Origin of the sequence: Lewinella sp. 4G2, from assembly GCF_001625015.1 — a bacterium.
Taxonomy (GTDB): Bacteria; Bacteroidota; Bacteroidia; order Chitinophagales; family Saprospiraceae; genus Neolewinella.
In genome coordinates, this window is sequence record NZ_LVWJ02000014.1 from 3,714,864 (window position 1) to 3,730,829 (window position 15,966).

At 52.4% G+C, this 15,966-nt stretch carries 2 protein-coding genes; both read right to left on the minus strand.

Annotated elements, in window-relative coordinates; all coding sequences use genetic code 11:
- Nucleotides 1-11: 11 nt before the first annotated feature.
- A complete protein-coding gene (locus A3850_RS15270) occupies nt 12-12,572 on the minus strand; it encodes a PKD-like domain-containing protein (protein ID WP_068218353.1) in 12,561 nt (4,186 codons plus the stop codon).
- A gap of 471 nt (nt 12,573-13,043) precedes the next feature.
- Nucleotides 13,044-15,842, minus strand: a complete 2,799-nt coding sequence (locus A3850_RS15275; RefSeq protein ID WP_068218356.1) for a putative LPS assembly protein LptD — start codon at nt 15,840-15,842, stop codon at nt 13,044-13,046.
- Nucleotides 15,843-15,966: the final 124 nt, after the last annotated feature.

A 15,966-nucleotide genomic window follows, 5' to 3' on the forward strand; every position in this document is an offset into this window, starting at 1 on the left:
GCAGTCAAGTGTTAGTGCGTCCGGATGATCTGCTCCTGGAAGAGCGGAAGTCCGTCGACGTTCACGTTAATGAAGTACGTACCGGATGGTAGCGTACGTCCGTCAATCTGGATTGCGTGGTCACCGCTGAGCAACTGCTGCTCTTTAGTAACTTCTACAATCGTACGGCCGGTAACGTCAGTCAGTGTGATACTAACTGTAGCAGCTTCCTCTAGTGAAATGTTCACTTTGGTGAAGTCGCGGAACGGATTCGGCGCGATGGTCAGGTCGATTAGGTTATCAGACTCGGTAACCTGCGTGCTGGTAAGGCTGAAGTTTACGTCAGCCAGTACCACGCTCTGGTCACCCGTCCAGGTAACGTTCATCGGTACGCGCTTATCACCAAGCTCTACGAAGAGTTCTACGCCGTCCTCGAGGGTAACGTTCAACTCATTCTTGTAGATCGGGGTGGTCATCAAGTAACCACCTTCGATGACATCCATGAAGGCGAAGACGTTTCCGTCAGCGTCAGTCACGAGTGCCTCACGGCCTACCCAGGACTCATCAAGGTCAGTGCGAGCAGCCACTACCATGTAGGTAGAAGTCGCCAGCGTAGCGTCACGTGAAACGGGCATACCGTTTGGTGACAACCATTCACCGGCATTAACTGCATTCGCTACGGATACTTCGTAACCCTTGCCATTCTCGATCGTCGTCAGCGTGTTAAGGCTAGCTGGGAAGAATGGGTTGAAGAGGGTGAAGTTTCCACCTTCGTAACCCCGAGCAAGCTGAAGGTTACTAGGCAGTAATTCGTCGAAGAAATCCTGAGGCGTAGTGCTGGCCTGTGGGATGTAACCCACCAGGTTCACACCGGCAATCAGTGCAGGACGGATAGCGGGGTCGAGTGGCGTACCACAGACCTCGACATTGTCACCACGGCTGGTGAATACAAAGTATCCACGGCCTGGCTCAAAGCCATTGATCTGGTTCAAACTGCTCGGGAAGAACGGGCTGTAAGTCAATACCTGTCCGTTCAATCCACGCGTCTGAATGAAGCCAAGATCCTGTGTTGCGATCAGATTCTCGAAGATCGTATCGAAGAGGTTGATCGTAGGATCAACGTCCGTAGAGATCAGGTTGAGACCGTTCGTAAGAGCAACAACATCACACTCGGATACCGTAACGATTTGGCAAGTAGTCTCGGAACAGCCTCCAGCTGTAGCTGTGAGACACACTTCGTAGACGCCGTCCATCATGTACGTGTAGACAGGATTTGCATCGGTTGAAGTACCGGTGTTATCTCCAAAGTCCCAAGCGTACGTCAATGCGCTAGTTCCTAGGCTAGTATTGGTGAAGGTTACGGTTTCCTCGTTAACTTCAAATTCAAAGTCGGGATTGACTTCTTCAGTTACTACGTCAAGTGAAGCAGATACCGCACAGTCACCAGAACCGGCAACAACGCTGATCGTGCTGGTTACACCCGCAGCTGCTGCCGCAAAGTTCACCGTGATCTCATTGGTACCCTGTCCCTGAACAATCACACCACCCTGGTTAATGGACCAGTTGAAAGTGATGCCCGCCTGTGGCGCAACGCTGAAGGTCTCGCTGGTAGAACCTGCACATACGGAAGCTGGCCCCGCAATCGTGACTGGGTTCGGCGTTTCAAGAACCGTAAGCGTGGTCTGCTGAGGATCGCTCGTACAGCCGTTGGCGTCAACTATGAAGTACTCAACCACTACCTCACCGAAGCCGGTAGCCGTGAAGTCCGCAATCTGTCCACCGTTAGCGGAACGCTCCGTTACGGAAGCCATGGTAACCGATTGGTCCATGGAAGCAATTGACCAGTTGTAGTCGTACGGAGCCTGTCCGTTGCTACCACTACCCTGCAGGACTTTGGAATCACCAGAACATACGTCGGTAGATCCACCAACGTCAATCGAAGCAGCTTCAACGCGTGGGTTAACTACGACGGTTACCGTGAAGCTATTTCCACCGCACGTCTGGCCGGCCTGAGTGGCCGTAGGCGTAATGGTGAATACCGCGCGGTTCGTCACCGTGAAGGCATTAAAGAACGTAGTGTTGATTACTGCGTCCGTGTACGTCTGCCCGGATACGTAAGTCTGAGTGCCATTGATGTCTCCATCTTCGTTGTTCACGAGGTTGAAGTTGCCAATGTTCTCAAAAGTAAACTCGAAGCTGGAACCTACGCCATTACCGCTGTCGTCCAGGTATTCCTGGATGTCGAACTCGAACTCTTCACCGGAACAGGCGAAGATCGTAGCATCAGGAGCATCTGGCTGGCTACCGACCGTAAGAGTCACCTCAGCAGTGTCGCCGGCACATCCATCAGCCGTCAGTGGCACGATAGAGTAAACAACCAATTGATCAGATCCGGATACGTTGTTGAACGCATCGTTTGCAATCGCCATTAGATCGCTGGTGTTACCATCAGCAAAGTTGGTCGAGCGCGGCGTGAGGTCGGCTGGGACATCAACGGTGATGTCGTAGCTAACTGCAGCACCTGCAGTTGCGTCGGTCATAATCATGAGGCCGCTAGCGTCCTCGCTACATACCGTCGCGTCCATCGTCGTAACGATTGGCTCGGGGTTGATGGTGAAGGTCACCACTACAGCGTCACCGTCGCACGCGCCAACTGGAACGATCTCGTAAGTAACCGTACCCGCCGAAGTGGATACGTTGTTGAAGGAATCGTCTTCAATACCGTCGGCCATTACCATGTCACCAGCAGCAGTGTTACCTGCGGCGGCAGTGACGTTGGTGGAGCGAACGATGTCAACGATGCGGAACATGTTAGCAGCAGAGCTACCAGCAGCTACCTCAAGGGTCTGGCCAAGCGGCGCATCACTACATACCGTAGTATCAAGCATTGCGCTCAGGATAGGCTCAGAGGTGATCGTTACCGTTACGGTGAAATTATCACCTGGGCAGTCTACGGTGGCGGGAGAAACCGTGTAGGTTACGTCAAGATCACCTCCCGTAGAGTTGGTGAAGACATCAGCGGCAATTGCCATCTCAATGCTACCACTGGAGAAGGTACCGGAAGTTGGCGTACCAACAAGACCTGCAGCAGCAGAGCTCGTAATGGTCACGTTATCCAACATCAGTCCGTTGGCATCCATAGTGGGCAAGAGCGTACCGATCGCGTTGTCTGAACAAGCCACGTCGGTAATGTCAGCGACAGCAGGTGTGCTGATGACGTCAATCATGATCATGGCCGTTTCGCCTTCACACTCTCCTGGATCAATTGATCCACTGCTATTAGCATCGAAGAATGGGGTGATCAGGATCTGTACCGTGCCGTTCGTCGTGTTATCAACGAGGCGGTAATCATCGGCAGCATTCATTGCGGCTTGCGCGCCTGAAGCTAGAACTATAGTATTACCAACTCCGCCAGTAACATTCGTACTGATGGTTTGGATGGCGAGCAGGGTGCCACCAGCTGCAGTGTTCGTGTTAAAGGCGCCAAACATCACATTATCATCCGTGTCACATACCTGAATGGTAGTAGGATTAGCAGCAGCGCTGAATGCGGTGCCGTTTACCATACCGTCCACGACGGGTACAGGGTTAACCGTGATGTCGTAAGTGATCGGATCACCTGCGCAGGAAACACCATCCTGAGTGAAGATCGGCGTAACGGTAACCGTACTGGTAACGGGGATGGAAGCAGTGTTCACAGCAGTAAATGCCGCTACTTCAGTTGCACCCATCGCGTCAGCTAGACCAATCGCGCCGCCACTTACGGAGTAATCGTAAGTGATCGTGCCAGTAGTCGAAGTGATGTTGGTTCCCAACGCTTGTGCGGGGACCATATCACCCGCACATACTATCAGGTTAGAAACGGCTACGGCTACTGGTGTAGGATTGACGTCCACCGTAAAGCGGATCGTATCGGCAAAACACTCTTCAGCGTCGACGGTACCGGAGTTATTCCGGTCGAAGGAAGACACTACGGTTACGGTAGCAGTACCGTTGGTCGTAGCATCGATCAGTCTCCAGTCATTGATCGTAGCGAGCAGTGCACCAGCATTGGTAACGGTAAGGGTTTCACTTACGTTATCCGGAGTTGGGTCACCAGGTACGATCTGAAGGTTACTAGCTTCGATCATCACCTGAAGCAGCGTTGAGTCAGGATCGGAGTTGCTGTTGGTAATTACGAAGTCAACGTTGTCGTCCTCGTCACACACGACGAAGGTCATGTCGTTGTTGGCGTCAGCATCAACAGCCATACCGTTAACGGTACCGTCTACGGTCGGAACGGGATCAACGCGGAAGACCACGGTGATTTCCTGGCTGGAACATTCGTCCATGTCCAGACCTGCATTCATTACGTCCGTTTCGATGTAGCTCGTGAAGCTGAGGCTTCCGATTGCGATATCGTTGGTCGTGTTGATTAGTGGGCTGGCGAAAGAACCATACAGTGCCTGTGCTGCTGCTAAAGGCAAGAAGGTAGTGCTGGTGTTCGGAGTGCCATTGAAGATGCCGTCGGGGTCATTCGTCACTACGCGAACGTAGATCGGCGTGGTACCCGTGGTAGCAAATTCATCTAAGCGGATTTTCTGAGTAGTTCCATTACATACTTCGTAAGTATCCGAAGTGATGGGCTGGAGCGTCGTTCCAATACCACCCTGCAGTTCACCATCGATGGTTACGAAGGCACTGATCTGTGGTTGTGGCTCAACCGTGACGACAACGGTAAGTGGCAAACCAATACACTCATCTCCAGTGTTCGGCGTCTCATCCGGTCCATCGTCAAATGGAGTGATGGTGTAGGTAACCGTCTGTGGGAAACGAGAGAGGTTGGTAATGGCGTTGGGCTCGAGTACGTCGCCGTCTACCAGACGAATCTGGTTGGGCGTAAAGTCTACAACACGTACGTCAGAGGCAACAGCAGATACATTGTAGAAAATGGGCTGCGGCGTAGTCGTATCAGAAAGTACGGTCAGCGGCATGGTACCATTACAGATCGTATCGTTACCGGGGGTAGCGAATACTACCGGCTCACCAAATACGAGTACCGCAACGGTGTCACGCTCTGGCTCACACGGGCCAGCTTCGAATGGGAAGCCAAGCGTGTTCGTCTGCAGTGGTCCGTCGGGATCGTTCGTTACAAACTCAAAGCGAACGCTGTCGCTACGATCAGAAACAGCTGGCGTGTAGAATGCGGTAAACAGTGAGTCACCGTTTACAAACTGCGCGGGTTGGTTGGTCAGGAGACCATCACCATCCACTACGGCCCAGCTACCTGTAGAAGCACTACCGGCAACAGTACCACTCAGTACAATTTGATTATCGCTGTAGCAGATCTGGTCGTTCACTACGTCCGCATCAGCGCGGGTGATGGTAGGAGCGAGGTTGATCTGCAGGAATGCGTCAACGAAGTCAGGGTCACAGTTCGGGCTGTCAGGCTGAACGGTGTAACGGAACTGTACGGTACGGCTTTCGGGAACAGTCTGCCCTTGGAAAAGGAAGACGACGTCACGTGTATCGATGCTATCCATGTCGTCACCAATCAGGGTAATACCAACATTGTTGGAAACCAGGCTCCAGGTACCACCGGGGGTAGCATCTTGGAGCAAGATATCCAGACCGAATTCGCCGTAGTCCTCACAGAGGTAAGCAAGTCCCGGCTGGGTACCAGCGAATGGTACCGCTTCAAAGTTGATATAAATCAGTGCAAAATCTCCTGGGCAGTTGCCGATGGGATCCACCGTGTAACGAACGACGATCTCGATCTGCTGAGCAGTCGTCTGTACGTTGCTCACGTCCAGCGTGCTGTTCGTGATGATCTGTGCCTGGCCACTTGGGTCAGAATCAATCGTAAATGTTCCACCCTGGTCGGCTCCCATCAGGAGAGTAGCCAGATCAATGGGGGAAGTGCTGAGGCAGTAGTCGATGTCATCATCGGTAGCCTCGAAGTCAGCCATTGGCTCACCGGCTTCGGGAGCGTCGTCTACGGTTACCGTAGAGGTTTCAACGGTCGTACAACCGTTACCATCGGTCACCGTGTAAGTGATCACGAACGTACCGTTACCGGCACCTGGATCAAACTCGGTGATCGTGGCGCCAGAAGCATCGGTGAAGACACCGGTACCAGCGGAAGTAGTTCCGGCCAGTGTTACGACACCGTCCGTGCTACAGAATTCCGAACCGTCAGCGGGCGCGGTAATAGTCACAACCGGTACGGGGTTAACCGTAATGGTCTGCGTGGCTACGTCATCACAGCCATTGGTAGAAGTTACCGTTACGCTGTAAGTAGTAGTCGTCGTCGGGGCAACCGTGATGCTTGGCGTGGTTTCGCCAGTGCTCCAGCTGTAGGTGCCGCTACCACTAGCGTTCAGCGTAACCATGTCACCAGCACACGTGGTGGTGGGGTCAGTGGTAGTAATCGCAGCAGTCGGCGCTTCCAGTACGTTGAAGATCTGGCTGGCGCTGTTAGCACAGGTGTTACCGTCCGTGAACGTGAAGGTCACGGTGTAAGCACCAGGCATGATACCTGCAGGGTTGAAGGATGCCGTTCCATCGCCGTTGTCCGTGATTGCAGATTGCGCTGCCGCGGGTGCAATGGTGAAGGCGGTCGTACCACCCGTCTGGTTGGTCGTGAATGTTATCGCAGCGTCGTCGCTACAAACATCGTTGATGGGGTCAAGAACGACGGTTGGTAGCGGGAAGACGTTAAGTGTGAAACTCGCTACGGCAAAGCAGTTACCGTTGCTAAGGCGAACGAAGATCTCTTCGTCGTCAGTAGCGGAGTAAGAGCCGGCATTCGTGATCTCTCCACCAACACCAGCATTGGCGTCGCTAAAGGTTGTGTAGAATGCAACCGAACCGGAAGTCTGGTCGAGGGCATTGTTCAGGTCGAAGACTGCCGTGCCACTTCCCTGTGTGCCTTCACAGGCATCAAGATCAAATGGTTCGCCGGTAGCGAATTCGGGCGTTTCGCGTACGTCGAGGATCGTAGTTGCTTCACTAGAACACCCAGCGGCATCCGTGACCGTCAACGTTACGGTAACGGTTGTCCGGGGGAATCCAATTGGTACAAACACCTCAGTAGCGCTTGGGTCGCTGGCGGGCGTTAGCGTCACACCATCAGTCATATCCGCACCGGTTATGGAGAAGCTGTACGTGTAACCGGGCGTACCACCGAAGGCAAGCGAGGTAAGCGTGCGTGAGCTGCCTTCACAGATGTCACTATTGCCACCATTGCTGATACCAGCGAAAGGCTTGCTGTTGACAGTGACGACAACGTCGAAAGGATCACCTTCACAACCATTACCACCCGTAGGTGTCACTGTGTAGGTGATTACGGCGGGTGAAGTGAAGGAGGTATTGGTAAGAGAAGCCTCTTCCAGACTACCATTCATATCAGAACCAGTGTCACCTACCGATACTTCCGATACGCTACCATTGATGCGCGTAATCTCGTAAGTGTATGTGACACCATTAAGGTCGCCACCAGTGTTAGACACTTGGCCATTCAGGTCAAAATCAAGTGCTTCACCTGAGCAAATTGCATCAGTGCCATCGGCACCCGCTGGTTCTGGCCGAACGGTTACGGTTACATCAACGGGGTCGCCAAGACAGTTACCATTCCGGGGAGTAACGGTATAAACGACGTCAATATCATTGGCCGTTTCATTGCGGAAGGTATCCATTGCAATGGCATCAATAGGTAGCATCGTGCCAGTAGAAGGGAAGCCAACTGAAGTCAAACCTGTTGGCAAAGTAGCAGCAACGTCAAAGGAGTCATCAACGTCATACGTGAAGATTACCTCGATCTCGTTAGCACAGAAAAAACCTTGAGTACCCGGTAAGCCTAGGCTGTAAGTGAATACTACCTCATCATCGGCAGTGATATCCGCAAGCAGCGTACTGCTGACTGGGAAGCTAAACTGCTGTGGGCCACAACCAAAGAGTCCCGTTCCACTGACGGACCCAAGGAGGTTACCATCGGCGAAAATTGAAATTGGTGAGTTGTTACCATTGATACCGTTGATAGTACCAGAAATAACACCCGTCCCGCCGATCTCTGGGTCCATAGGGGTAGCCAGCGTGAAGGCAGGAGGTGAAGTAGAAAATACTAGTGGTTCAGTTGTAGAGTAGGTAACCTCATTATCAACTGCGGTTTCATCTAGGATGACACCAGTTTCAGCACCACTACAGATATCTGTATCCAGGTTAGTGGCAAGTACGGGCTCTGCTGGTACAACTATGGTGTACGTCACGGGTGTGCCCAAACAATCATCACCAGTACCACCATCGTCAACTCCATTAGGGCCATTGCTGAATGGTTGAATGGTGTAAACTACGGTGCCGGTACGGCTACCCATGTTTTCAATAGTGCCAGTCTCAATCTCATCACCATCCATACGGAGGTAAGGGGCGGTAGAAATACCCGTAATTGCTGAGCCGGTAGCTCCTTGGTCGACTACACTGCTTACGAGGAAGCGACCTCCATCGGGGGACGTGACGTCAACCGTGGTTACTGGAACGGTACCAGGGCAAACTTCTTCGATACCAGGATTACCATCATTATCTACATCGTTCAAGACAACGGTAGGCTCTGGTTCGGTAATTACCGTAAGTACAAAATCATCTCCTGTACAATTCGTTCCGGCGAAGCCTGGTGTGAACGTGAAAGTAGAAGTCGTATTCGCAGTAGTCGTGTTGACGATATCAAACGGTACTAGTGTTGCACCATCTGCGGGGAAACGGGTCATATTCGTGACTGCGTCCGCGGGATCATTACCAGTTTGTGTACCAACGGTAGCACCACCTAAAGTGAATGACGTCAGTACGAAGTCAACGTTGTTCAGGTTTGAGGCTGTACCCATAATCTGCTGGAGGGTAAAGTTGATTGGTCCGTTGTCGAAACAGCGGGTAATCGTTGCAGCAGTGGGGTCAGTTACAATTTCAGGCTCTACCGTAACGGTAAACGTCTGAGCAGCGCCAGTACAGTTTAGAGGCGTATTTACGTCACCGTTAGGGCCAGCAGATACTGGCGTAACCGTGAAGGTTACGTTAGCTGGCGTCGTATTGGTGTTCGTAAAGCTCTCGCCGGAAACCTGCATTCCAGAAGCAACCGGATTCACTGGGTCGGTACCAGTGCGCGTAACGCCTGGGTCGGTGGTAGTCACCACGGTGAAGAACGTGCTTGGTGTCGTAGCCGTGAACGTTCCAACGGGAGAATCACCACTACAGATGGTTTCCGAAGCGGCGCTTAGGTTACCCATTGGCGTTGGAGACACCGTGTATACTACGGTGAAGTTCTGCGTAGCGTCGACACAACGTTCGTTCGTACCATCCATATTGGCAATAGCGGCCTGGAATTCGACGGTCACCGTTTCAACCGTAGTTCCAGTGTTACTGAAGGTTTCGGTCGAAGCCGTACCTGCCTCGATTTGGGTTGGATTGGTTGTTACAGTACTCACCATCATCGTGGTTCCGGTCGTAGCAGGATTGCTGCTAGTAATTCCAATCACTTCAAATTCGACGATGTTATCAGCACTCGGAGTTACACCCGTAGTAAAGACCAAACCTGATGCGTCATCGTTACAAACGGTCTGGGCCAAATCAGCAGCCGTAAGGTTAGTGCTGGGTACTGGCTCAACAATGACGTTAGCCGTCACTGGAGTACCCACACAGTCATCACCAGCACCTGCATCATCGACGCCGTTAGGGCCGAAGGTGTAAGGAACGATAGTAAAGACAACAGTGACGTCCTCATCACCGGTGTTGACGAGCGTCTCGGAAATATTGGTACCGTTCGGTACGCTAGTTCCCTCAGCGCCAGTTACATCAACGGTTGCTGGAGTGGCCAGCGCGCTGTAGTTGTAGGATGGGCTGCCTGCCGGAGCGGAGGTAGTTGGGCTGAGCGCAACCGTAATGGCGGCAGTGCTTCCACTACAAATGGTCTGGGTAGCGGGGGTTGCCGTGGCGGCGATTGGAGCTTCGATAAGCACTGTGAAAACGATGGGAGTCTCTTCGCAATCAGTCGTAGCGTCGAATACACCATTACCATTTACATCGATGAATGGCGTCACAACGACTTGCGTTGAGCCGTCAGTAGCGGTGCTCGTCAGGGAGAAGTCGGCGTCAGTGAAGAAGGTATTCAGCTGAGCTAGGGTCAGGCCGTCATCGTCGGATGGCGTAGCTAGGTTTACGCTTGCATTGAAATCAACGTTGAAGAGCGCACCCGTTACGGCAGCGCTGTTGTCGAAGTCGAAGGTAGCGTTCAGGTTATCCATACCATCACAAACCGTAAAGCTGTTGGTGGTAGTCATTTGGTCAACTGCAACCGGAGCTTCGTTACCAACCGTAACCGTACCGTTGAAGGTCACGTCAGGCTGTACGGTGAAGGTGTAGGTCGTCGCCGTTCCTTCACAGTTGTTCATGAAGACGGTAGTGGTGGTCATACCATTCGCGTCCGTCACGGTTCCTTGGGCAGTGTAAACACCGACTACAGTCAGCGTCACGTCGGCAGGAGCCGTACCATCGTTGGTGAACGTGAAGTCACCCAAGTTAGCCATATTAGCACCAGCCACATTGTTGTCGATGACCGTTGTAGAACCACTAACCGTAGTAGCGGGGCCCGTACCGTCATTAATCATAACGTTAGAACCTCCAGCATTAGTCACTGCAAAAGTGTAGTTAGCGGAGCTGCCGCCAGCAGTGGCTGAACTAAGAGTAGCCGTAACGTCCATCAAAGTAGTGCCGTCACAAGCATCACCACCATCGATAGTTGCGGCGTCAGAAATAGCAGTAACGCTGATTTCCGGACGGAGCGCGAAGCAAATCGTCTGGGTAGTCGTACAAGTAGTGTTGGCATTATTAGCGTCCACTACAGTACCGGTGATCGTAATGGTAACGATCTGCGGGTTAGCCGTTGTGCCGGAGGGAGCTTCATTGGTGAAAGAACCAGTGAAAGACAGATCCGAGTCAGAGGCTGTAATGGTTGGCTGCGTATCAAACTCACCGTTCGCCGTGATGGCGTAAGCGGGCGTAGCACCTGTGAACAGCGTACTGTAAGTGATCGAGGTGATCTCGTACGTAGTATTGGCAGCATCACCGTTAGTATCGATGATCACGTCAAATTCCTCATCAGAACAAACCGTGTACTGCTGGCCATTGAAGGCGCTGCTAGAACAATCGGCGCTCATATTGAGATCCTGCGCGTCTGAAGAGATGATGAAGTCAGGGTCATCGGTCACGGTCAGGTCGAACGTACAAGCCATGTTCGTATTACCGTCGAGGTCGGTCGCGGTAAAGGTTACCGTGGTCGTTCCTGCATTCATTGAGGTCAGCATCGCTGGTGACTGAACAACAGTAAGGTCCAACACTGCGGTACAATTATCCGTGTAGGTAGGAGCAGTGTAATTAGGAATCGCGTCACCCTGACAAATCATCACGTCGGGTGGACAGGTTCCGGCGACTAGCTCTGGGTCTTCGTTGTCCGTAGCATCTACAACCGGGTCCATCACCGTACCGGTCAGCGTCATCTGAACGCCGCTGCTGCTACACGTAACTAAACCGGGAGTGCCATTAGCGTCAGTAATTGAAGTCAATTCCAAGCTCAGGATATCGCCAAGAAAATCACTTGAACCCACGACGCGGGTTCCTTCCTGTAGGGATAAGATTTGGCTAAGACCAACATTGTTGAACGTAATTACCTGGTCGGTTGCCTGGGCGTCATCTACCGTCAATACAACGGTGAAGGGGCCGGTTCCGGTAGTCGCGGTGAATTGCACCTCCGCAATATCTCCCGGGCAAATCTCACCGTCAGCCGTTGCGTTAGCAAGGGCGATAGTTCCAGTTGGGAGTTCGCGCACATCAATCGTTGCAACATCAGCTGCGTCAACAAACAAAGAAGCCCCACCACCAGCGGGAGAGACATTGTTGATCATGATGGTGCCACCTTCGTAATCGGGTTGCGTACCAACACCGGGCTCGTTGAAGCTTGCCGTAACGGTTGTTTGGCCTGCGGGGACGGTCACAATAGCGAATGAGGCAGTACCTGCTGGCGCGCCTACCGCTGGTTCGATGACCAAACCAACATTGTAGTTTGCGCTCGTAGTAAGGAGCGGGAAATTGCTCAACGTGACCATGATAGCGTTGTCACCTTCACATACCCCTACCACGTCATCCGTAATAAAGATTGGTGAACGAGTCAGCGTTGCAGAGGTATTTCCGTAGGCAATTCCGTAGGTAACACCGTCAGAACCGACCACTGAATTTCCTTCGGCAAACGTACCCGTAAGACCACCCGCGGCGCGAACGATCTCAAAAGAGTTGCCTTGCATTGAAGTAAAGGCGGGGTCAACGGTAACACTCAGACTGGCATTGGCAAGGTCGATCATGCCACTAGCACTGTAGACGCTGTACTCATCAACACCATCGGCGGCCGCTGCACACGGATCGTCCGTTCCTTCGATATCAACACCCATAGTAATCTGGCCGCCGAAGGTCATCGAGTTGGTGATTACGCAGCCCTGGGCTGCGAGATCCGGGGAGCCGAAGCCCGCCGCAACCGCTAGCACGAATGCCAGCAGGTTAAACTGGAATAGGCGAGCCATTCGGCCCACCCTTGAGGTAGAGTTCATCATACGTTCTAATTGTTTTAAAATTCTGAAAGTGTGTTGTTGGCAATACGCCATGGTTATCAATCAACTCGCCACGTGATCCATCCGAGCTGCATACTTCTAACTGTCGTCGTTGAACGGTCAATCTTACCTACGGGCCCTACTTTAATTTGGGACAACGTATCCAAGGTGCCCGCTGGGGCACTCAACAACACCTCACTTGTAATCAAGAAATTTGACAATGTGAAAGCTTAACAGTGTTTTGAAGTAGCTTGGAAAGAAACAAATGCTGGAATCTGGGACAAATGTAATAAGGAATCATCATATAAATCCCACCACCCATCGCAAAAAAGCGTACAGAATCTTCAGTAATCGGTGCTGAACATTGCTTTTTCCACCTTTTCATCCCTATTTCATGGCACCAGCGGCAGCGCCAACTTGAAAAAATTGGGCACGATCAGGACCTTAATTAGCGAATAGTTGCCCCCCATCGTAGCGGTTTTGGTTGACTGGTAGATTTATAAAGTCCAGAGTACCAGGCTTTACGGCAATAGAAAACGAGTAAGTGTTTCTTTGCGGCGCCCAACTGAATCGCATCTCCCAACAGTGCAGATCACGAACGAAGCTCAGGAAGGGATAGGTGATGCGCTTGTCCACAAAACTGTAGCCAATTTGACCAATATTGACACTCCAATTATTCGTCAGCTGCAAACTTCCGCGCAATTCGATCGAATTGGCGAGCGCACGGAAGGCTGGTCTACCCCGATCGGACACCGTCGGCTCCTCTTCGTCGAACTCCCGAATAAAACTGAAATTGTAGTTGTGGCGGATGCTGAAGCGCTCAAACAAACTTAAAATATCGGTCTCCTCAAACAAAGTGTTTTCCTCCTCGCGCCGCTTTCGCCGCTCCTCCGCCAGGTTAGTCACAACCTCTTCTTCCTTACCCTGAAAGAGTTGACGAATCTTATCTACGGTGATGTTCGTAGATATGGTCGTTGAGAGCCGTTGCAAGGCCAAGGGGAAACGCCCTTCCTCGAAGTTGCTCACGTCCACCCGACGGAACTGCTTCAGCTGAGGATCGTACCGCGTGATGTAGGGATCCATGATCGCGGATACGTTGACCCGCGTTACGCCCTTGAAAAATTGGGTGCCGCCGGAAATGCGAACGGTACTCCATTCCAGTGAATCCTGAGGATTATAAGACCCACTCACCCCGATATTTTGAAACAATTTTACGTTCTGGTCCGTGCTATCCTTGCGGTTATGGACCTTGGCCTCGAACAGATTCGATATGGAGTAACCGATGCCCAACCTTTCCTCCGAGTTGGGGGGCGCGGGGAAGATCTGACCGGAGAATGGCGACAAAAACCGATCATCATTACCATTCAAACGGTCAATTTCGCTGGTTGGAATGTAATAGTCAAGGCCACTGATGAAATCCCTAGCTTCCCAATAATTTGGGTTGTAACCCAACGTAAGGCTGGGCTTCATTACGTGCCGCAGCCCCTTCAATCCGAATAGCCCTTTTTCGCCAAACTTGACCTTTCCGAACAATTGGGTGCTGAGCGATACACCCGCCGAAAAGGTACGGTAGCTCGCTAAGCCAGGATTAAGATCGTTAATGATCGACCCGAGGCTAGTCGTGTCAATCGTCACAAGGCCCGTTTCTGGGTCGACAATCTCCTGCTGACGTACGTCGCCATCCAGGCGGTAATTGCGGGTTTTGCCGTAGTAGGTCTCGGTATAGCTGGCGTTGGGGCTAAGGTTAAAGTATTTCAGCACATTGAAACTAAGCGCGGTCGTGGCTTCGTGGCGGAAACCGTACTGGCCTTCGTCCAGCGTTTGTTGGGAAAAAAAGGTGGAATCTGGCGCAGAGAACTCCGTTCGCAGGGCGCTCTTGTAGCGTAAAGACAACTTTTTATACCACGCAGACTGCTTGCCGGGTAGCTCCCGAAGCGGGTAGAAAGTTTGAGTTTGGAAGGTGGCGTCGGGGAAGTTGACCGTAATGCTCCGTTGCTGATTGGACTGGCTGTGGTTAAGGCCTGCGGTAAGCGTCGACTTGATCTTCGGGAAGTTCTTCGTCATGTTCATGCTCGACCGGATGACGTTCTGGCTAGCTACCTCGTAGCTGTTGATGAAGCGCTGATCGACGAGATTGGTCTGGAAATTTAGAGAACCACCGAAGGTGAAGGTCGGGTGCGCCCGCTGGTCCTGGCGGTGGCTCCAGGAAACGGAAAAGCCCTTGTCGAACAGTTCATTTTGATCGCTGGTCAGCCGCCGGAGCCGTTTGTAACTGGCGTTGAAATTACCACTGTACTTGTACCGGCGGCGGTAGGTTACGCTGGTGTTCAGGGTGTAGGTCCCTTTTATGTAATAGTCGGCCGTAGTCTGAAGATTCACGTGGTCGCCGAGGGGGAAGAACCACCCTACCCCCTGCAGACCAAAGCCCCACTGGGGGCTGTACTGATAGTCGGAAGGAAACAGCAAGCCGGTGCTGCGGCCACTCTTCAACGGAAAGAAGCCAAAGGGTAACCAAAAAGGCGTTGGCACGCCCATAATCTCCAGATTGCTGGGACCGATCACGGCCAGCTTATTAGGAATCACCTTCGCCTTCTGGGTGCGAATACCAAAGTGGGGGTGGTCCGCCGAACAGGTCGTGAAAATGGCCCCTTCCGTATAGATGACGTCAGCTTGGGTGGTATCGTTGATCTGCACGGCCTTGCTTACGAACTTGGACTTACCGCCACGCACGAAGATGTCTTCTTGTGTGGTTGTGCTGCCGTACACGATTCCTTTCCCACTCTTGAAGTTGTACCGCATCTTTTTGGCCGTGAAACTTTGGCCGCCGTCCGAAAACTCTGGCAATCCGGCGGCGCGGCCGGTACTGTCCGGAGTAGGCTCGGCCACTACGATGTTCGTCCCGTAGTTGAGCACGATGTGGTTGGCTTGCAGGGATATGTCTTGATACTTCACGGTGGCCGCCCCCCAGAGGTGGATCTCCTCCGTTGTGAAGTCAACCCACATGCTATCGTTGGCGGCGTAGTCAACAGGGTCCGTCAGGCTATCGCCACTCATCGTAAAGTCTCCGGTGGAGCCACTGAATTTGGCTGGTGGAAGGGTGTCAGTAGCGAAGATCGCTTCCTCAATTGCTTGTTGATTGAGGGCCGAATCAATAACGGTATCGATTGGCAGATAGGTGAACGAATCTACCATAACGCGCACGTCGGCGCTATCCAGAGTTGGCTGCTGCGCGGTGAGGGGCACGGGCCGGCAACACAATACTAAGACAAAAAGTAGGCTAAAAGCCTGAAAAACAACACGTTTACGTAGTGGATTAGTAGTTTCGGCTTGATATATTTGTCGACCACACCACACTGCAGCGAGGCTT